Consider the following 20,994-nt stretch of genomic DNA (forward strand, 5'->3'; position numbering starts at 1 on the left):
CTAGCAGCCCCCGGTAAAAAGATGTATGGTAAATAAGTTTTTTGCATTAATCCTTTTTGTATGCTTAATGCAAACGGGTAAACTTTATGCACAGGAAAAAACGATCCTCGAACAGCACATAACCATTAATCTCAAAGCCGACACATTGCTGAAAGTACTTTCAAAATTACAAAGCAGCACACCGGTTGTATTTTCTTATGATCCTGATTTACTCAGAAACTATCAGACTTCTGCCTTCCATTTTGTGAATACTTCTATGGAATCAGTACTGAAAAAGATCTTTAAAGGTACTCCGCTGACCTTTGCACTGATTGGGAATAATATTGTCGTTACCAGATCCAAACCACAGAAATGGACCATTCACGGGCATGTCCGTAACGAGGAAGATGGTGAAGAACTGGTTGGTGCAACAGTCTATATCCCTGAAATCAAAGCTGGTGTAATTACTAATCAGTATGGTTTTTATTCACTTAGTGTCCCGGCCGGAGCTTACGAGGTACGGATTTCAAATCTGGGTTATGAGACCAGAAAAGAAAATATCGTGCTGGATCAGAATATAGAATTGGAAACCGAACTGACTTCCCAGGCAAAAATCTTACAGGAAATAGAGGTTAAACAAAAAATCACGCCAAACCCACTACTCAAGAATGAGCAGAACTACAGCCCCCAAATGCTGGATATGAAAGCTTATTATGCAGGTGAAACAGATGTGGTAAAGGCCCTGCAAATGCAAAATGGCATCAAAACAATTTCTGAAGGAAGTTCCGGCCTGTTCATCAGGGGTGGTAACTCTGATCAGAATCTTATTTTACTGGATGAAGCTGTTGTTTATAATCCTTCACATTTATATGGTCTGGTTTCTGTTTTCAATCCGGATGCGATCAACAATATCCAGGTATACAAAGATTATATGCCGGCTAATTATGGTGGAAGGCTTTCTTCTGTAATCGTCAACCGTATGGCAGAAGGTAATAACAAAGAGTATCATCTTAGTGGAGGTATAAGCCTCATGTCTGCCAGGATTTCTGCCGAGGGGCCTATAGTGAAGGAAAAAGGTTCCTTTATTGTAGCTTTCAGAAGAAGCCTTCTGGATGTTTTCAGAAATAACTTTAAGTTGTTTAATCCTAATTCAGTCTATTATGACATCAATGCCAAAGCCAATTACAGGTTGAATAAAAGTAACAGTATTTATTACTCTCTTTATGCTGGTCAGGATAAGCTTTTATCGGAAAACTCATTTCGTAATGACTGGGGTAATTTCACTTCTACTCTGCGCTGGAATCATATCTTCAATTCAAGATTATTCATGAATGCCTCTGCCATTTACAGTAATTACAGCAATCTGCTGGATCTGAATTCGGATACGCTTTCTCAAAAAAGTCAATGGAGTACCGGAGTTAGAGACATTACAATCAAGGCCGATTACACCTATTACAGCAGTCCGGTAAATCTGATCAAATTTGGAATTTCAAGTACTTATCATCAATTTACACCGGGACAGACAAAAAACAAAGCAAGCAACGAATTTAATATTGCAAGAGATAAATCAGTAGAATCTGCTGTTTATTATAGCCAGGAAATTTCATTTACCAATTCATTTAGTGTAAATTTTGGTCTGCGCCTTGGTTTATTCCATAATGCACAGGAACGTCTTGATGTTTTTGATCCGCAGGGAAATAGAGTAAAACAATATGATTATAAGACCTTTATTCAACCAGAACCAAGAATTAATATAAGCTATTTATTAAACGATAAACAGCGTTTCTTCGTAACTTACAACCGCAATTATCAATACCTGCAATTGGTACAAAACAGCACACTGGCATTTTCTTCACTGGAACCATGGATTCCGGCTTCTTCAAAAATTGCGCCTCAATCTGCAGATATGTTTTCTGCGGGTTACCGTTATTCGCCCGGGCATTATAATTTCTCTCTGAATGGTTATTACAAAAAGCTGAACAATCAGCTGGACTTAACCGGACATGCACAGATTATACAGAATCCGGATATCAGAAACCAGCTTAAAGCAGGTAAATCTGATGTTTATGGATTTGAAGCAGAAATTAGCAAAACTGAAGGCAATTTTACCGGTAGTCTGGCTTACACCTACTCCAGGGCATTCAGAACTATTAACGGAATAAATGATGGCAACCGCTTTGCCGCAAACTACGATATTCCACATGAACTGAAATTTAGCGCGGCCTATGTTTTTAACAAGCAGTTTTCGGTGCAGACTTTCTTTACCTATTCTTCGGGCAGACCCCGAACCCTCCCTGTAGGGTATTACCGGCATGATGGCATTAATGTACCTATATTTGAAGGCAGGAATACTTCCAGATTTCCAAATTTCAGCAGACTGGATATTTCTGCTCAATACCGCCTGGAAACACCTTTATCCAGAAAAAGATCATTATCAAGTACAATATCAATGGGAATATATAACTTGTACAACAGAAAAAATCCATTGTATTATCATTTGACAACAGACGCTTCAATTGACCAGAAAAGTTCTCTGGAATATGCATTTGGCTTTTTCCCATGGGTCGCTTACAGTTTTAAATTCTAATCAGAAGGCATCATGATCAATAAAATACAGGCCAGGCTGAACCGCAGTTGTCTCCTGCTCTTATTTTTGCTGCCCGCTTTAATGAACTCGTGCAAAAAGAGTACAGACAAAGTCTCGTTCGATCAGCCAAAGCGTCAATACGATCTGGCTGTGGAAGGTGGAATAAATACGCTGACGCAAACACAGTTTATCAGGCTGAGTAAACCTTCTTCGAAAGCTGACATCAAGCCTTCAGCTATCTCAAAAGCTACTGTTACTGTTAATGACGGGATTAAAGACATCATTTTTAAAGAAACCAGCACTGCAGGGCTTTACTCCGGCACGAATAACCCGAACATCCCTAATTATAATAAAGCTTATACCCTGACCATCCGTTATGATAATAAAACCTATACAGCTGTAGATACACTGAGACAGGTAGTGAATATTACAGATGACTTTTTACCGTTTACAGTAAAGAAAAATGCAGGTGGAACTTATGATGGTACGATACCAAAACATACATTTGGTTATCTTAATCCCAATAAATGGTGGATAAGTTATACTGGAATTCCGGTATGGAACCCATCAAAATTTGATGGTACGGAAACAACATATTTCAGTTATACACATTTCCTTGGCTCTCCCAACTCCTTATATCCGCTCAGTAATCTTAAACGTACTTTCTCTTTAATGAGTGAAGATGTAATCACTATTTATAAGTTCTCTCTTTCTAAAGAATATGCGAAATATCTTTACGGGGTTTTCCTGGAAACAGACTGGAAAGGGCTTTTTTCAAATGTCCCGGTAAATGTTAATGGTAATGTCTCAGGAAATGCTCAGGGGTACTTCTATGTCACTGATATCGATTATCAGAAGTATAAAGTAAGTGGACTTAAATAAGCAGCTCACCCACCAAAGGGATGACTAACCCAGATGTCTTTCTATAATCTCCTTTAACTGGCCGGCTGGAATTACGCCAGACTGCCGCCATTTGATTTCTCCATTCCTGAAAAGGATTAATGTGGGTACACCCTGAATCTGATATTTACCGGAAACAGCAGGATTTTTATCTACGTCAACTTTTAAAATTGTTGCCCGTTCTCCCAGCATACCTTTGAGCTGCTGCAGTATCGGAGCCATCATTTTACACGGACCACACCATTCGGCAGAAAAATCTACCAGCACAGGTTTATCTGATTTAATAAGTTCTGCAAAGTTTGCCATAAAATAATTGTCTAAAAAAGAAGCGGGGACCCCACTTTCGCAGTATCCCCGCCATCTAAATTAACGCTCTCAAATATATAGACGCATATAATTTGATATTATTATATATCACCTTAAATATTTTTTAAGATTAATCGTTTTTGTGCCATTATATAACCTAAATGTAAGCCTTCGTGAAGCGGGAGAAACTTTACGGCATCCTCTATACCATTTAAATCAACGCCGTAACGTGTAGTCCATCCTTTATAATTATCAAACAGCTGCTGATGATAATCTGTTTTAAACTGATCCAACGTAGAAATCAGCAGGGTCTTGATCTGTGCAATTTCTTCTGCTGAAACAATACCTTCAGGTTTAGTTCCGCCTGTATAACGCAGATAAAAATCTTTATCTACAAAAGTTTCCTGTCCTGCTCTCAAATAGCAGATCCCCTGCTGGGCGGCAACAAGATGCGCCAGATTCCAGATTATATTATTGTTGAATCCATCCGGAATCTCATTTAACTGTGCAGCAGTTAATTCACTGAGGCTTTCGATAAAACTTGTTCTGACTTGTTTGACATTATCAATGATCTGATTCATATATTTCAGGTTAAAATTTATTTTATACTGGCTGTAATTTAAATTGATTCAGGCGTAGTGCCAATCGTCTTCTGATGTCTGAAAAATAACTGAGAGATGGGTACCAGCATCAGTCCGCAGAGACCAAAAATCACAAAAGCAATTCTCAGGTTGAATGCATGTGCAAGGTATCCGATAATTGGCGGGCCAAGCAACATTCCGGTGATAGCATAAGTAGCTATAATAGAAATAGCCATACCTGGCGAATACTTTCTGGAAGCTCCGGCAAGTGCATAAGACATGGGTACTACCGCAGCGGTACCAAAACCAACCAGTGAAAAACCAATCATGGCTGTCCAGAACTGCGGAAATATAATGGCAAGGGAAATTCCCGAGACGATAAAGCATGCACTCATCAGATAAGTTGCAGGCATTCCTATTCTGCCGATGATCAGATCAGATAAAAATCTGGAAGCGGCCATAAAAGTCATAAAAATCAGATACCCATAAGTAAATATCTTCACATGCAGCACTTCCTGAAAGTAAATGCCGCTCCAGTCAAACATCCCTCCTTCGCATATCGCTGCAAAAAAAACAACGACACCCAGGTACAGGATATAGGGATCAGGCTTGCCTACAATAATTTTATTTCCACTTTCAGACCGGTCACCTTTTAACAGAAACTGATAAGAATAACAGGTAATCAGTAAACTAACGGTAGCCACAATGAGCAGGTGCATATGCAGCGACACATTATAGGTAAGCAGCAACGTAGAAAAGGCTACACCTGCAATCCCTCCTGTGCTCCAGAAACCATGAAAAGAGCCAATGATTTTCTGACTGAACTGCTTTTGCAGCGTAATAGCCTGCGTATTGACAGAAATATTGAAAATACGCGTTGTAAAAGAAAACAATACTACTGCTGCAACCAGACTGAAAGTATTTTGGGTAAATCCGATCATAGCCAGTGCAATGGCATTCAGCCCATAACCAACTGCCAGGGGAACACGGCTGTTATATTTGGAAACCAGCCATCCTGAAATGGGCAGACCGATCAGTGAGCCTACAGGCATAGCGAGTAAAATTGTTCCCAGCTCGGCTTCATTAAAGCCGAAAGCCATCTTAATAGTTGGTATTCTTGATGCCCAGGTAGCAAAACTGAAACCCGACATAAAGAAAAAAGTACTGAGAAATATTCTGTGTTTGTTTTTGGTGATTGTATCCTTCATTTACTATGCAAAGATAAGTTCTGTCTGCATTTAAATCGTTAAAATACCCGCTCTTATTTTTGTCAATTATCATTTTGTATAAGGTAAAAGTTCTTTCCAGTGTTCCAGTTTTTGTGCAAAGGTTTTTGTGGCATTTGCACCGCTTGGAGAAGGCAATAAATGATAGTTTTTATCGCTGCTTTTTTTCACATATCTGTTGTAAAACTGTTCTGCTTTTCTGCTGTCAAAAAACACTTCTGTGATTGCAGGATACTGTTCATAAAAAGCCGCAAAATCATTAACCACTTCATTTTTGATATTACTGTCCAGACTGCCTTCACAGGTACAGGATTCCAGTACATCCCATAGCCCAATACCGCGCTGGAGCAAGAAGTTCTTCCTCGCCTGATAATCAGGATCAACCGGCTGATCAAAAAGCGCATAGATCAGTTTCCAGAAATGATTACCAGAATGTCCGTAGTATTGCTGCAGACTCAAAGAGCGGTCACCGGGCATCGTACCGAGCAACAGAATTTTACACTGCTGATCAATGATGGGTGCAAAGGCCGTTTTTACAGGAGCAATCGTTGGTTTATCCATTATCTTATTCTTTAACTCAGTACGCATATTCAGTTTAAATCACCGGCATCGTCCGGCTAAAATAAGCATAAACATCACAGAGCGAAAGATGTTCTGTTATTGTTGCTGATATTGCTACCTTTGCAGATTGAATAAAAGAAATACCAATGATACAGATAGGACAATACAACGAGTTGAGAATTATAAACAAGACAGAATCAGGACTAATACTGTCTGATGGCGATAAGGAAGCGCTATTGCCCTATAATCATGTCCCTAAGGATGCTGAAATTGGAGATAATATCAACGTTTTTGTTTACATGCATAAAGATGGAAAACTGCATGCAACCACGCAGAAACCTCTGGCTTGTGTTGGCGATTTTGCTTACCTGACAGTTGTGGAAGATGGGGAGAATGGGGTTTTCATGGATATTGGCATTGATAAAGATGTATATGTACCTGAAAAAGAACAAAAACGCCCGATGTTTAAGGGTGATAAACATGTAGTTTATGTTTTCCTTGACGACAGTAATGACCGTATGGTAGCTTCGTCCAGATTAACCAATTTTGTGGAAGAAGAGGAAATCAATTTTGAAGAGGGTGATGAGGTAAGTTTATTAATAGCTGACCGCAGTGATCTGGGTTATAATGCTATTATTGATAATAAGTATATCGGATTATTATATCAGAATGAATTATTTGATCAGCTTAATCCTGGTGAAATCAGAAAAGGATGGATTAAAAAAGTCAGAGTTGAAGGAAAAATTGACCTGAGCCTGCAACCGATGGGTTATGGTCATATCCTGGATATGAAAGAAGTACTGATTAAAATGCTGGAAGAAAACAGAGGTGTAATTGCTCTGGGAGATAAAAGTTCACCTGAAGAAATCTATGACCAACTAAAAATCAGCAAGAAAGCATTTAAGAAAACGACTGGTGCGCTTTATAAAGAGCGTTTGATTACTATTGGTGATCATGAAATCAGGTTATTATCTGAATAAAACTCAAAAAGGCTCCTGAATACAGGGGCCTTTTTATTATAAGCCGGTCTTTACTATGAACAGATCTGATGTAACATCCAGATTGAACAGGAATAATGTCCGGTATCGCCAATTGGTTTATCCAGCAGTTCGAATCCCAGTTTTTTGTAGGCAGCAACTGCAGCTGCAAGCTCCGGCATAGATTCCAGGTAAACAGACTTATAGCCTGATTCATCAGCTGTAGCAATACATTTCTGCATCAGTATCTTACCTAAGCCCTTCCCTCTGTGAACTGAAGCAACATACATTTTCACCAGTTCAACTGTATCATCCGATAGTCCTTTTGTTGGATAAATCCCTGCACCTGCGATCAGCTCTTCACCCTCTGCAGCAACATAATACCTGCTCCCCGGTATACGAAAAGATTCATAAAGGTGATTGGTACTTTCATCAAAATAAGCAGTTCCGGGAATGTTAAGACCAAACTCTTCCAGGCTCGTTTTTATAATCACAGCCATTGCAGCGTTATCCTGCGGCTGGATTTCCCTTATTATAATACTCATCCTGCTAATCTAATTAAACAGGGGTAAAAAATAAAAACATCTTTAAAACAATAGCACCTGGTCCTTGTTATCTTTTATTGGAATAAAAAATTAATCTCCATATCATTTGTACACTATCTGTAATTAATGAAATACTTCTTTATCATAGCACTTTTAATCTGTTCAGAAAAAATATTCTCCCAGTCAGCGACTTATAAGTTAATCAATAAAGAAACTGGTACATCAGCCAGTATTGCTGTCAGGAAAACAGATGACCAGGTGGATGTAAATATTCTTGCCAACTGGAACAACAAAGCCGGCACCTACGGACAGTTTACCGGGAAAGGTATACTGACTGATAATAAAATTACGATCAGAACAGAGAAAAAATCACAGTTATGCAAAATAGACCTTACTTTCTCTAAGGATTCTCTGAATGCTGATTTTCAGGATTGCGAAAATTTTCAGCTTTCCAACAACTTCTCTGGTATTTACACCAAAATAGCGGATAATGTAACCGGTGAATATATAGTTGTTGCTGACATCTGCTACTTCTACAGCAAGCCTGATGAAAAATCAAGGAAAAAGGGTTTTGCCTACACTCCGGAAGTCCTGAATATCGAAGAGCTTTTTGAAGGAAACTGGGGATTTGCCACATTGATGACAGAAGGAAAACAGCTTTTTGGTTATGTAAAGCTATCAGACTTAAAGTTTAAGAGAACTTATCTCTATGACTAATAGTACATATCTGACTATTACTTAATATTCTTTATCATCCCCTGCATACCGATAAATTGATAAACAATACCTCCTTTCATACCTTTTTCTGCGGAAGCACAGGCAGTAACTTCACCAGACGAACTTTATAATCGTCTGCACTATAAAATACCTGTGATCAAAACAAGAAAGACATGAACAGAAGAGATTTATTAAAAACGATGGGGTTAGCCGGAGCAGCTTTCACCCTACCATCCTTTTTAGCATTTAGCCCCGGAGATGAACTCTCCGCAAAAACTAAATCCGGACATATCAATGTGACACTGGGAAAACTGGAGCTATTGATTGTCAGCGACGGGTTTGCAGCATTTAATTTCCCCCAAACCTTTTTTGCGCCTGGCATTGACCCTGAATTGGTAAAAAGACAATTATACGATATCTTTTTACCAGAGAACAAAATAGAAGTATCGGTCAATGTAATGGTAATCAAACAGGAGAACCGGATTATATTAATTGATACTGGTTTTGGCCCTGATTATGGGTTGAATTGCGGCTGGTTATCAGAAAATCTGATTATTGCAGGTATCCAACCCTCAGCAATTACGGATGTCTTTATCACCCATGCACATGTTGATCATATTGGTGGCATTCTCGATAAGAATGATAATCTCACTTATCAGAATGCCCGGTACCACATAGCAAAAAAAGAATTTGATTTCTGGATGGGAGATAATCCCGATTTCTCGAAAAGTAAAAACACATCAAGCTCAGAGCCGGATATTCTTTTGGCAAAAAAGGTGTTAGGAAAGATCCAGGATAAATTAGAGTTCTTCAATTATGGTGATGAATTATTCTCCTGTCTTAAAACAGAACTGGCAGAAGGACATACTCCGGGACATACGCTTTTTACCCTCTCTTCAGAAAACAAACAGCTTAAACACCTGGTAGATATTACACACTCTACTTTACTTATGGCTCAGCCCGAGTGGGGAATACAATTAGATGCAGACTTTAATAAAGCAGTAAAAACAAGAAAAATAATACTGGAAAAAGCAGCCAAAAAACGGGAACTGGTTATATCCACACACATCCCCTGGCCTGGAATAGGTTATATTTACAAAATCGGAACCGGTTATGAATGGAAGCCTTTTTCTTATCCCAATCCCAGAGAAATCATTATCTGATAAAAAAGCCCCTGTCTTTAGAACTGAAGTGCCCCCAAAAAGTTAGACACTCATTGGGGGCACTTCAAACAAGGCCTTTTTTATTGTATTGAGTATTATCAAAATCACAGAACCTGGTAATTCAGATCTCTCTCACTACTCTGAATCCCCACATATTCGTTCGTACTTCAGAAGAGAAATAAGAATTTCTGTACGCACTGCGCAAATTTCTGATTCTATATAGCCACGCACCACCTCTGGTAATTCCAAACATAGCATAACCATTTGTTCTTGGCTCACCATTTACAGGAGCTCCGTTATAATTAGGATACCAGTCATCCGCAACCCATTCTCTCGCATTACCTGCAATATCATATAATCCAAACTTATTTGGTTGAAATTTACCTACCGGGGCAGTATATGGAAATCCATCAGTACAATCCGTATTGGGAAAAACAAACCCATCTGATGTATAGGTATTAATAGCTTTACTACTCAAATCATAAGTATTTGCGTAACCACAGGCATCTTTAGGATCATTACCCCAGTAATAGGTAGTCTGTGTACCTGCTCTTGCAAAATACTCCCATTCACTCTCGGATGGCAAACGATACTTTTTACCTGTCTTTTGTGATAACCATTGTGCATAGTCATTCGCCACCTCTTTGGTTATACAAACAACAGGATCATTATCTGTTTGAGGAAATCCTGGATTTGTATAATCTGCTCCTTTCACAGGCAGCATCCTGGACTCCTGATTTGCAATCCAGCACCGGCATCCGTCAAGAGGTTTATAATTAGTCTCCTTTGCAAATTGCCTAAACTGTCCCAGTGTAACTTCGTTAATTCCCACTGCAAGTGATTTTGCAATAGTTACCTGATGTAATGGTTTTGAATACTCGCTGGCAAAAGGTTCTACATCAAGCCTGGCATTTTCTTCATCAGTCCCCCCCATAATGAATGATCCGGAAGGAACAACAATCATCTTAGGCAGATAAGATTCCAGTCCATCCTGAAAGATCAATCCTGCCGCTGTTAAAGACGAAACAGATACTCCATTTGAGGTAGCAGGGCTTATATTTTTGTTTCTGGGATCAACGGAAAGCAGGTTCTTTCTGATATCATCAATTCTGACTCTCCATTCCATTACTGCAGCTTCTAACTTATCTTTAGTAACCTGTTCCGGACTGGGATTTTTTTCGTCTGCACAAGCCTGCATAATAAATTCCGCTTCTTTCTCCAGATTGTTAAAACGTTTCTTAAACTCTTCTTTCTGAGGAAAATTAACTTTATGTTCGGCCGTAACTTTAGCAAAGTTCTCTTTCACATTTTTCAAATCTGCCAGTACTTTACTGTAGGTAACATTACAGTTCTCAACCCATACCAGATCATCACTTAATTTATCAAGTGACCTGGAAAATTCATCTGGCTGATATTGCTGAATCTCTTTTGTTTTCTTGCTGCAACTAATGGTTAATAACCACAACAGGGATATTGCTACAATCAGTTTTTTGTTTTTTATCTTCTATTTCTATGTTGATATATGTAGAAACAAAGATAAATTGCTTGTTTTCGGGTAAAAGGTACGTCTGCGACAAAAAATGGTTAAACATTGACAATTTCAAAACTGTATGTCAGCCTAAACTATTTTATAGTTTTTTTTTCTAAAAACACTGGGTGTTAAACCGACTGTCTTCTTAAAGAATTTAACAAAATTAGTAACCTCCGAAAACCCAAGCTGGTCTGAAATCTGTCTGATCTGATCGGATTTTAAAACTAACAGGCGTTTTGCTTCCAGAATCAAACGCTCATCAATTATAACTTTAGGCGATTTTCCCAGAACATTAAATGTAACCCGCTGAAGTTTCCGCTCTGTTATATTCAAGATTTCAGCATAATCAACTACTGAGAGTCTTTTTGTCAGGTTAGTTTCTAATAATTGTTTAAATGCGGTAATATATTCCAGATCTTTTCCCGACAAATTTCTATTATCAAAAACCATTACGTCTCTTTCTCTTATTGAGAGTAGTAAAAGATTATTTAAATAATTATGTAAAATCCGATATTGATAAGGATCAAATGGCTTTTTAATTTCGTTCTTTAATTCCTTAAAAATAAACGAAAAAAGAGAGGAGTCAGCTATCATACGCTGACTGTTTAATCCAAATGGATTATTAAATAAATCAGAATAATAAAGCAACCCCATATTTCTTTCTTCTGAACAGAAAAACTCATCAGTAAACACCACTGATGGCCCATCATAATCACCATCAGGATCAAAGGAATGAACTTTTCCTCTACCTATAAATAAAAGCATCCCTGGTTCAATTTTCACTGGTTTGAAATCTATGAAATGTACTCCGCTGCCTTCCTTTACCCAGATCATCAGGTTAAAATCTATTCGATGAGGACGAAATAAATGAGCAGAATCAAAATTCAACCTTCCGGAAATTGCAGATACATTTATCTCTTGTTTGGTATTCAGACCATATCTAAACCCATAAGTAACCAAATCATTAACAGGCATCGTTCAAATTATTTGTCTATAAAACGAAAACTTATTAGTTTTAGTTGAAATCTGAAGAAGAAATATTTCGTTGTATTTTTCTGTAATACAACACCTTAAAATGACCAAAGGCGACAGAAATTAATCTATCGCCTTTAAACAGCAATCTAAATGTCGATTATTTAGCTCCTGTGATCTCATTGTAAACACCGTTCCAGAGATTGATCCGCTGTTGCAGTGAAGCTACTGTAATTTCTTCTGCAGCTTTCCATGCAGTTTCATTATCTCCGCAAAGTTCTGCAGTCATATCAAGTGCCAGATGACTGTGATGATCACCATCAACTTCAATATGTCTGTCCAGATAATATTTAATCAGGGATAACTGATCCGGGAATTTCCTGTTCAGATCACCTACAATAGAGATAAACATATTCGGGATTAAATCTTCTCTGCCAAAAGTAAAGGCTGCAGACTGTAAGTGAGATTCTTTACTGTCTATAACTTTGAAAGTAAAATCTACAAACTCACGGGCCTCTGCCGGTACTCCTGCTGCCTGATACGCAGCGGTCAGCGAATTAGTCTCTTTTAAAGCACTGATAAATTTATGAATAGCTGTCGTATCTGCACCGCACTGATCCATAGCTTCCAGATACATTTCATAATGACTTTTACGAATGCCTGCGCCATCTACATCAGATTCTTCACCGGCAACGATTTCATTAATCAGATACCTTGTATTTGCATTCCCAACGGGAAACCATGGTGTAGTGGTACAGGTCAGTCCAATCTGTAAAGATTTAAGCAGGGACATAAAATCCCATACCGCATAAACGTGGTACTGCATAAAAATCTTAAGATCATCCAGATTATTAATTACGGAGTAAACCTTATGGTTAATTATTTCTTGTCTTAATGGCTCTATTACCTTTTGTATCCTAACAATATGTTGATTCATTGTTTTTCTATTTGTTCATGATCAGGCAGCAAATTTATCTTAATCAATTGAATGTTTTACACCTACTGGTTTAATTTTTTAATAAAATTACTTTAATGAGAAGTTGGTATGATTTACGCTACAGTTAGCATAATTTTACCAATATGGGTGCTACTTTCCAGTAATCGCTGGGCATCAGCTGCCTGCGCTAAAGGAAATACTTTATAAATTACAGGTCTGATCTTTTTTGCTGCAATCAGCGGCCAGACGATCTGCTCAATTTCTGCTGCCAGGGTAGCTTTATAATCAGCTGTTCTGGGTTTAAGCATGCTTCCGGTAAGCACCAGCCTTTTACTCATCATTTGTAAAATATCAATCTCCGATTTAGATCCGTTCATCGCATTGATGAAGGTAATCCTGCCATCAGGATTCAGAATATCCATGTTTTTCAGGGTATTCTCTCCTCCTGTCATATCTAAAATAACATCAATACCGATAGGCTTAAGCAGCGCAGCAAAATCCTCCGTTTTGTAGTTTATTGCTTTCGTTGCACCCAGTTCTTCACAAAAGAGGCATTTTTCTGGTGTACCTGCTGTTGCATAAGCTTTACCACCCATCGCTACAATCATTTGTATCGCAGTTACTCCGATTCCACTGGTACCTCCATGAACAAGAAAATTTTCACCAGCTCTAAAACTGGCATCCTTAAATACATTAGACCATATGGTAAAAATAGTTTCTGGCAGAGATGCTGCTTCTTCAAATGTCATTCCTTCTGGTACAGGCAAACACAATCTTCCATCAACAGCTTTGTACTGTGCATATCCGCCACCGGCGATCAATGCACATACCTCATCTCCCGTTTTCCATCTTTTAACATCCGGTCCTACGGCAGTGATGATACCAGAGATCTCCAGACCTGGAATTTCTCTTTCAATAACAGTCCCATAAGGATTACTGCTCCTTGAAATCACATCACTGCGATTGAGTCCCGCAGCTTTTATTTTGATCAGAACCTCATTTCCATGAGGCACTGGAGTATCCACCTGCTCCAGTTGAAGTACTTCTGGTCCGCCTTTTTCTGTAATAACTATAGCATCCATAATCCGTGTTCTCTGAAAAATTGAGTTCTTCTTAATCCGCGCAATGCTTTAAAAATCTCCTGATGAGAAGTTATATCATAATGATGATCACCTGGTAAGATCTTCAGGTTAAAATTCTTCTTTTCTAATTTCTCCATCGGCCTGGGCTCTTCCTTTTCTCCGTAAAAACAGAAAACAGGCACATTGACAGCCTCTATTTCAGGTTGAACCTTATATTGCCTGTCATCTCCGGCAATATTCAGCAGATCGGATGTATGAACCTTAAAATCAGAAGTAGAATAAGGAGACATCAGCTCTAAAGCGACAACCTTATTTTTCATAGCTTCGGGCAAACGGTTATAGATAAAAGGTACTACATCGGCGCCAAAAGAATAACCCACCAGATAGATCACCCTGGTCTTATAAATGGTAGAGTACTTATAAATCAGCAAAGCCACATCATCAGCCGTTTGCTGAGGTGTTTTACTGCTCCAGAAATAACTCCGGGAATTGAAACCAATCGTATGGAATCCCTTTTGTGCAAAACCTGTAGACAACTGATCTTCAAAATCGAGCCATCCTCCATCACCTGAAAACAGCAAAAGCAGCCTTTTGGACGAAGGAACAGCACTTTCATAAGTAATTACAGGGAGATTAAAATCATCGGTTTCAGTACCATGATGATTTGTCGCCCTGGTCTTCATCAGAACTCCGCAACCAGAAAAAAGAAAAATAGTGATAAGGCATAAACCCCGTTGCCAATAGTTCATCGTAACTTTAAAATAATAATAATCCGGATGTTAAACGTAGTTATGACATCAATCTACGTTTAAAGTTTAATAAGCTAATAGAATTCTCTATCCGAATTTAAACTGATCGATCCTTACCCAGTGCATTCCGGCTGCTTCGGCAGCTTGTGTTCCAGGCTTTCCATCTTCAAACACCAGGCATTTCTTCGGGTCAACACCCAATAATTCGGCCGCTTTCAAAAATGGATCTGCAAATGGTTTACCTTTAAGCGTCTCCCCTGCACAAACCATTACTTCCACATATTCACTTACACCGACAACTTCAAGTGTATGCTGCACAGCCCTGCGGTCACCGCCGGAAACTACCGCGATACGTACCCGGCCGGCATTGGCGATCAGATGTTCTGTTACATAGGTAATAGGTAAGGCTTTACCAATATATTCTTCATAATAAAGCTTTGCTTTTCTTGCAGTAAATTCTGCGGGATCCATATCAGCCTGATAACGGACATTCAATTCTTCAACTACATTGAATATCGGCCATCCTGCCAGTTCATCTATAATAGCGGGATCCATATCCACACCGTATTGTTTAGCTATAGCAACATAAGTTACTGTATGTGCAGGCATATTGTCTGCCAGTGTACCGTCACAATCGTATAAAAATGCTTCGTAATCTCCTTCGGTTAATTTGCTGAGTCTTGCAAAATCAGTCTCTTCCATAAAATATATTTAATGTGCTTCTTTACTCCCTCTTTTTTGCTGAAAACTGTAAATCAGATAAACCAGTGCAGGTATAATGAATATACTGCCAATAAGCAGGGCATAACCTAATGTTTCCATCGTTTTGACCTGTCCCTGATGGGTTAATAAAGAAAGGTTATCCCCTCCTTTGAGTAGTATAATATCCGGAAAATGGCTGTAGGTCGCTGCAAAAAGAATCATCGTCACCTGAAATCCAGCCAGTAAACGCAGTATAATCGGCTTGTTCCTCAAAAGTAAAACGAACGTAATAACGAGCGAAATAGTGGCCAGTATCAGTGCTATGATTCCCGGAACATCGCTAAAAATCCAGCGCAGTAATGGAATTCCTTCTGAATGTGCAGCTAAAAATACTAATCCGCCTGCGGCCATAACGATAAAAATTGTCCGTCTGGCTTTCCTGGTAAAAAGTTGTCTGTCCTGTTCATTTTCAGCCTCACCTATAATAAAAACAGTGGCCAGATAGGCGCAGATAGTTACCGTGAATATTCCTACACTGGCAGAAAACCAGCTTAGCCAGCTAAAGACGTAGGCAGAAACAAAATCCTGAGCGTGCAGGTCTATTTGTCCGGAAACGGCACTTGCTGCAATAACACCTAAGAAAAATGGGGTAACCACGCTCGATATAACAAATATCGGGGTATATATTTTCTGCATATGATCCTTCACAGCATCATAATTTCTGAAAACAAAAGCTGTTCCTCTGGCAATAATCCCCAGCAGCATACAAACCAGCGGAATATGAAGATAGATAGAAACAGTGGTGTATATTTTAGGAAAACCTACAAAAAGAATCACGATCACAATAATCAGCCACATGTGATTGGCCTCCCAGATAGGGCCAATGGCTTCATACATTTTTTTACGCATCCTTGGCCGGTTAGCTCTGGAGGTAAATAATTCTATAATTCCGGCACCAAAATCAGCTCCGCCTAATAAAATATACAACAGAATGGCTGTCCACAGAAAAATTATTACTACGTATACCATATGTTATTGTATTTTTTTATCAGTAGATGAATCATAAAGTTTATCAACCATAGTGATCTGACGGAATAACAGCAGACTCACAATAATGGCCAGGGATATATATACAGCTGTAAAGAGATAAAAGGAGTAGGCAATTCCAGGCATGGGTGTAACGGCATCTGCTGTACGCATCACGCCATAAATAATCCAGGGCTGACGGCCAACTTCAGTCACTGTCCAGCCAGCTTCAAGAGCCAGAAAACCCATAGGTGTAGCAATGACAAACAGCTTGAGCATCCATTTACTCTCTGCCCAGTTTTTCTTTTTAAACAGGGCAATAAAGTAAATCACCGCCAGACCTAACATAGCCATACCCAGCCCGACCATGATCTGAAAGGCATAATGAACTACCGCAACCGGCGGCTGATCTTTCTGAGGAATCTGATCCAGTCCTTTAACTTCTGCATTAAAATCGCCTGTCGCCATAAAACTCAGGGCTTTAGGTATTTTAATTGCATATTTAACTGTTTTAGCAGCTGTATCAGGGATCCCGCCGATAATTAATCCTGCACCTTTTTCAGTTTGAAAATGAGCCTCCATAGCGGCTAGTTTCGCAGGCTGGCGTTGTGCGACATCCTTAGCAGAGATATCTCCGCTAATAGGTTGAAGACAGGCGGCAACAGTTCCGAAAATAGCGGCAATCTGAAATGCTTTGCGGTGAAAGTTAACATTCTGACCTTTTAAAATCATCAGTGCATGTACTCCGGCTACAGCAAAACCTGTAGAAACAAAGGCCGCCACACACATATGCAGCGCCTGTGAAAACCAGGCCTCGTTAAACATAGCTTTCATCGGATCTATATTCAGATATTGTCCGTTGATCAAATCAAAACCGGAAGGACTGTTCATCCAGGCATTGGCAGCAACCACAAGAATACCCGACAGCAATCCGCTGATCCCCACAATTACACCGGTAAACCAATGAAACCAGGGATGAAAACGATTCCACCCGTAAAGATAAAAGCCAAGGGCTATGGCTTCAATAAAAAAGGCTGTCCCTTCCAGTGAAAACGGCATTCCGAAGATCGGGCCCGCATGTTCCATAAATTTGGGCCAGAGCAGCCCAAGCTCAAAAGACAATACAGTTCCGGAAACTGCCCCTGTGGCGAAGAAAATTGCTACTCCCTTACTCCATGCCCTGGTGACATCGAGGTATACTGCTTTTTTTCTTTTTAACCAGAGATAATGGGCGGTACACATAAAGAACGGCATAACCATTCCGATACAGGAGAAAACAATGTGAAAGCCTAATGAAAAGGCCATTTGGAGTCGTGCGGCTAAGAAATCATCCATGGAAACAAATGTAAGATTTATGGCTTATGAAGCCATAAATCAAAGTAGCTAAATTGCCTGATAATTGTAATAATTAACCTGTTTACAGATTCTTACTGGCCGGTCTGACAATCATTCTCAAAGACTGATCTTTTGTAAAGTAAGCAATCATCCAGTTGTATAATGTTTTAATCCTGTTCCCGGAGTTAATCAGAGAGATCAGATGGATAAACAGCCACATCGCCCAGGCAATAAATCCACTGAAAAACATTTTTGGTTTGGGCAGATCAGTAACCGCTTTATTTCTGCCAATAATAGCCATTGTTCCTTTATCTACATAGAAAAAGGGTTTGGGAAGCTGGTGTGCAGCAATCCTGATCATATTTTTACCCAGATTATCCCCCTGCTGCAGTGCTACCTGTGCCAATTGCGGATGTCCCTGCGGAAAAGCCGGATCTGTGAACTGGATACAGGTATCGCCTATCGCATAGATATCTTCCATTCCCTGTACTTTATTAAATTCATCGACCTGCAATCTTTTACCTTTTCCATAAGCTCCGGCAGATATACCTTTAAAAGTCATAGCCGTCACTCCGGCCGCCCAGATCAGATTTTTAGCTTCGATGGTACTGCCATCAGCAAAATGGACAGTATCATCCACAAAATCTTTGACCATAACATTCAGTTTAACCTTCACCCCCATTTTTGTCAGCGTATCATAGGTATATTGCTGAGATTTTTCACTCATAGGTGCAAGTACTGATTTTAATCCGTCTACCAGATAGATTTCCCCGCCCCCACCTTTCAGTTCAGGGTAATCTTTGGAAAGAATGGTTCTTTTCATTTCAGCAAACATACCGGAAATCTCTACTCCTGTCGGCCCGCCACCGGCTACGACTACAGTCAGGAGTTTTTTACGTTCTGCCGGGTCTGTGGAACGGGAAGCTTCTTCCATCCTTTCAAGTAACGTATTACGCATCTGCAGTGCATCAGAAACGGTTTTCATGGGTATAGCGTACTTTTCTACATTTTCCATCCCAAAGTAATTGGTTTCACAGCCGGTGGCAAAAACCAGGTAATCATAACTGACCGGCCCGGTAGAAAGAACTGCTACCTTCTGTTCGGGTAAAACCTCTTTGAGCTCTCCCAGCCGGAACATAAAATTGCGTTTTCCTCTGAAGAGTTTACGGAAAGGATAAGTAATATTGGAAGTTTCCAGATAACCGGTAGCTACCTGGTAAAGCAGCGGAGGGAAAAAGTTGTAATTATTTTTATCTGCAAGAACTACATCGAATGATTCATTACCGGCTAGTTTTTTAGCAAGATTTACTCCCGCAAATCCTCCACCTATAATGACTACTTTTTTAGGCATATGATTGAGATTTAAAAGATAAAGAACTGTTTAGATTTATTCCACACTAGCTTTAAAACAGCAATAAACGTGCTATGTTTCAGATTTATTCAAAATCCTGCCGGTAAAATTGTTTAAAGCTTATTTTGTGACAGCAGTCAAATAAATCTGTATCTTAATGGGCATGAAAAAAATATCCGTGCTGCTTTTTATCTTTTGTCTCAATGGCAGTTTTTCCCTTTACGCGCAATCAACTTTTAACAGAACGCCATCATCTTTAAAAGCTGCTCCTCCTTCAGCAAATGAGAAGCCTCAGATCAACAGTCCCGAATTCTATGGCACCAGAACCGGAAAGGAATTCTTCTATCAGCTTCCTGTAAGCGGGCAGCGACCAATGAGGTTTGAAGCTGAACATTTATCTGAGGGACTTAAGCTGGACAAAGTGACGGGAATCATTTCAGGAAAACTGGAAAAAGCGGGCCGGTATACCATAAAGATCTCCGCTCAGAATCAAAAAGGTAAAGCAGCTAAGGATTTAACTTTTGTGGCAGGTGATAAACTGGCTTTAACCCCACCTATGGGTTGGAGCAGCTGGTATAGCTATGGCAGAAAGGTAAAGGAAGAAGATATTTTAACCACGGCAAAACTAATGAAACAATATGGTCTGGAGTATTATGGATGGAGTATTCTTGAAATTGATGACCCCTGGACAAATCAGCCTGGTGAAAAAGATCCGGTATGGTCAGCTTTCAAAACCAAAACAGAAAATAAGGTTTACGAATATCATGAAGGTCCGGGAAACCTGACAGACAGAATAGGCCCCACCCGGGATCAGAACGGAGTCCTTTTACCAAATAAATATTTCACCAACATTGCTCAAACGGTCAAAGACATACATGCCTTAGGTTTTAAGGTAGGTATTTACAGTTCACCCGGTCCTTTAACCTGTGGTGGGGTTGCGGGAAGCTATCAGCACGAAGTACAGGATGCAGCGTATTTTGCTGAAACAGGTTTTGACTATCTGAAATATGACTGGTGCAGTTACGGCATTTTTGCAAAAGACAATTCTTTGGAAGAACTGAAAAAACCATACCGTTTAATGGGTACCGCCCTGAAAAATCAGCCGCGTGATATTATTTTTTCTTTATGTCAGTATGGAATGGGTGAGGTCTGGAAATGGGGTCATGAAACTGACGGACAGTTATGGAGAACTGGTGATGATGTCAGAGACAACTGGAAGTCCGTTTATCATGCGTTTAAAATGCTGGCAGATAAAAGTGCTTATGTACAGCCTGGCAGATGGAATGATCCTGATATTTTACAGATTGGTGCAGTAGGCGCTGAAAGTCGTGAAGGTAACAGTAATCATCTGAATCCTCAGGAACAAAAAACTTTAATGAGTATGTGGTGTTTGCTGAGCGCACCTTTGCTTATAGGCTCTAATATAGAACACATGGACCCCTTTACCCTATCATTATTAACCAATAATGAAGTTATTGCTATCAATCAGGATGCATTGGGTAAAGCAGCAGGGCTGAAATATACACTGGATAATCAAATAGAAATCTGGAGCAAAGATCTTTATGGCGGCGGATTTACCGTGGGTCTTTTAAATCCTACTGATCAGGAACAGAACGCAGAATTCCTGTTTGCATTGATTGGGAAAAACGGTAAATATAAAGTGCGGGATTTATGGACGAAAACGGATCTGGGCAGCGGTCTCCAGCAAATCAGTTCAAAGATTCCACCACATGGGATTTTATTGCTAAGCCTAAAAGACTAAGGATC

At 39.5% G+C, this 20,994-nt stretch carries 20 protein-coding genes; 6 read left to right on the plus strand and 14 right to left on the minus strand.

The genetic code is table 11. The features are described from left to right. Positions 1 to 25 precede the first annotated feature (25 nt). Both PL_RS10055 and PL_RS10060 read left to right on the plus strand, forming a co-directional pair. A complete protein-coding gene (locus PL_RS10055; protein WP_041883206.1) occupies positions 26 to 2,566 on the plus strand; it encodes a TonB-dependent receptor in 2,541 nt (846 codons plus the stop codon). Between the two features lie 12 nt (positions 2,567 to 2,578). Continuing rightward, on the plus strand, positions 2,579 to 3,448 hold the full coding sequence (locus tag PL_RS10060) for a hypothetical protein (RefSeq protein WP_052496387.1): 870 nt from the start codon (positions 2,579 to 2,581) through the stop codon (positions 3,446 to 3,448). A 24-nt stretch (positions 3,449 to 3,472) separates the two neighbouring features. Here PL_RS10060 and trxA read toward each other — a convergent pair whose 3' ends face one another. The 4 genes from trxA to PL_RS10080 all read right to left on the minus strand — a co-directional run bounded on the left by trxA (position 3,473) and on the right by PL_RS10080 (position 6,167). Continuing rightward, complete coding sequence (trxA, locus tag PL_RS10065) at positions 3,473 to 3,772, minus strand: thioredoxin (RefSeq protein ID WP_041883208.1); 300 nt, start codon at positions 3,770 to 3,772, stop codon at positions 3,473 to 3,475. Between the two features lie 113 nt (positions 3,773 to 3,885). Beyond that, the gene (locus tag PL_RS10070) at positions 3,886 to 4,353 is read right to left on the minus strand and encodes a DinB family protein (RefSeq protein WP_041883209.1); all 468 of its coding nucleotides are present in this window, start codon (positions 4,351 to 4,353) and stop codon (positions 3,886 to 3,888) included. A 38-nt stretch (positions 4,354 to 4,391) separates the two neighbouring features. Continuing rightward, positions 4,392 to 5,561: an MFS transporter gene (locus tag PL_RS10075; RefSeq protein ID WP_348621586.1), complete on the minus strand. Its 1,170-nt coding sequence runs from the start codon at positions 5,559 to 5,561 to the stop codon at positions 4,392 to 4,394. A 69-nt stretch (positions 5,562 to 5,630) separates the two neighbouring features. Continuing rightward, positions 5,631 to 6,167, minus strand: a complete 537-nt coding sequence (locus tag PL_RS10080) for a DNA-deoxyinosine glycosylase (protein ID WP_200890758.1) — start codon at positions 6,165 to 6,167, stop codon at positions 5,631 to 5,633. A 119-nt stretch (positions 6,168 to 6,286) separates the two neighbouring features. Here PL_RS10080 and PL_RS10085 point away from each other — a divergent pair, with 119 nt between their 5' ends. Continuing rightward, on the plus strand, positions 6,287 to 7,120 hold the full coding sequence (locus tag PL_RS10085) for a CvfB family protein (protein ID WP_041883212.1): 834 nt from the start codon (positions 6,287 to 6,289) through the stop codon (positions 7,118 to 7,120). A gap of 53 nt (positions 7,121 to 7,173) precedes the next feature. Here the strand turns inward: PL_RS10085 and PL_RS10090 are convergent, their stop codons facing one another. Continuing rightward, positions 7,174 to 7,662 (minus strand): GNAT family N-acetyltransferase, encoded by a 489-nt coding sequence (locus tag PL_RS10090; RefSeq protein ID WP_041883214.1) that lies wholly within the window; start codon positions 7,660 to 7,662, stop codon positions 7,174 to 7,176. A 126-nt stretch (positions 7,663 to 7,788) separates the two neighbouring features. On the opposite strand from PL_RS10090, the gene PL_RS10095 reads away from it, so the two are divergent. Together PL_RS10095 and PL_RS10100 are read left to right on the plus strand one after the other, a co-directional pair. After that, positions 7,789 to 8,379 (plus strand): hypothetical protein, encoded by a 591-nt coding sequence (locus PL_RS10095; protein WP_052496388.1) that lies wholly within the window; start codon positions 7,789 to 7,791, stop codon positions 8,377 to 8,379. Between the two features lie 173 nt (positions 8,380 to 8,552). Beyond that, a complete protein-coding gene (locus tag PL_RS10100) occupies positions 8,553 to 9,542 on the plus strand; it encodes an MBL fold metallo-hydrolase (protein ID WP_041883215.1) in 990 nt (329 codons plus the stop codon). A gap of 121 nt (positions 9,543 to 9,663) precedes the next feature. Here the strand turns inward: PL_RS10100 and PL_RS10105 are convergent, their stop codons facing one another. The 9 genes from PL_RS10105 to PL_RS10145 all read right to left on the minus strand — a co-directional run bounded on the left by PL_RS10105 (position 9,664) and on the right by PL_RS10145 (position 19,227). Continuing rightward, the gene (locus PL_RS10105) at positions 9,664 to 11,007 is read right to left on the minus strand and encodes a formylglycine-generating enzyme family protein (RefSeq protein WP_052496389.1); all 1,344 of its coding nucleotides are present in this window, start codon (positions 11,005 to 11,007) and stop codon (positions 9,664 to 9,666) included. A 153-nt stretch (positions 11,008 to 11,160) separates the two neighbouring features. Then, positions 11,161 to 12,048 (minus strand): helix-turn-helix domain-containing protein, encoded by an 888-nt coding sequence (locus PL_RS10110; RefSeq protein WP_041883216.1) that lies wholly within the window; start codon positions 12,046 to 12,048, stop codon positions 11,161 to 11,163. Positions 12,049 to 12,205: 157 nt separating this feature from the next. Next, positions 12,206 to 12,982 carry a DUF3050 domain-containing protein gene (locus PL_RS10115; protein ID WP_041883217.1) on the minus strand — a complete coding sequence of 259 codons (777 nt, stop codon included), beginning with the start codon at positions 12,980 to 12,982 and terminating at the stop codon, positions 12,206 to 12,208. A 113-nt stretch (positions 12,983 to 13,095) separates the two neighbouring features. Next, positions 13,096 to 14,064, minus strand: a complete 969-nt coding sequence (locus tag PL_RS10120; RefSeq protein WP_041883219.1) for an NAD(P)H-quinone oxidoreductase — start codon at positions 14,062 to 14,064, stop codon at positions 13,096 to 13,098. Further along, positions 14,052 to 14,813, minus strand: a complete 762-nt coding sequence (locus PL_RS10125) for an AcvB/VirJ family lysyl-phosphatidylglycerol hydrolase (RefSeq protein WP_082035967.1) — start codon at positions 14,811 to 14,813, stop codon at positions 14,052 to 14,054. Before PL_RS10125 ends, PL_RS10120 begins: the two co-directional genes overlap by 13 nt. Before the next feature lie 87 nt (positions 14,814 to 14,900). After that, positions 14,901 to 15,515: an HAD family hydrolase gene (locus PL_RS10130; RefSeq protein ID WP_041883220.1), complete on the minus strand. Its 615-nt coding sequence runs from the start codon at positions 15,513 to 15,515 to the stop codon at positions 14,901 to 14,903. 9 nt (positions 15,516 to 15,524) lie between these two features. Next, on the minus strand, positions 15,525 to 16,544 hold the full coding sequence (locus tag PL_RS10135) for a cytochrome d ubiquinol oxidase subunit II (RefSeq protein WP_041883221.1): 1,020 nt from the start codon (positions 16,542 to 16,544) through the stop codon (positions 15,525 to 15,527). A 3-nt stretch (positions 16,545 to 16,547) separates the two neighbouring features. Further along, entirely contained in the window at positions 16,548 to 17,876 is a 1,329-nt protein-coding gene (locus PL_RS10140) for a cytochrome ubiquinol oxidase subunit I (RefSeq protein WP_041883223.1), read from the minus strand. A gap of 82 nt (positions 17,877 to 17,958) precedes the next feature. After that, positions 17,959 to 19,227: an NAD(P)/FAD-dependent oxidoreductase gene (locus tag PL_RS10145; RefSeq protein ID WP_041883224.1), complete on the minus strand. Its 1,269-nt coding sequence runs from the start codon at positions 19,225 to 19,227 to the stop codon at positions 17,959 to 17,961. A gap of 163 nt (positions 19,228 to 19,390) precedes the next feature. On the opposite strand from PL_RS10145, the gene PL_RS10150 reads away from it, so the two are divergent. Continuing rightward, positions 19,391 to 20,989, plus strand: a complete 1,599-nt coding sequence (locus PL_RS10150) for a glycoside hydrolase family 27 protein (protein WP_160292124.1) — start codon at positions 19,391 to 19,393, stop codon at positions 20,987 to 20,989. Positions 20,990 to 20,994 lie beyond the last annotated feature (5 nt).

The organism is Pedobacter lusitanus, from assembly GCF_040026395.1.
GTDB classification, from domain to species: domain Bacteria; phylum Bacteroidota; class Bacteroidia; order Sphingobacteriales; family Sphingobacteriaceae; genus Pedobacter; species Pedobacter lusitanus.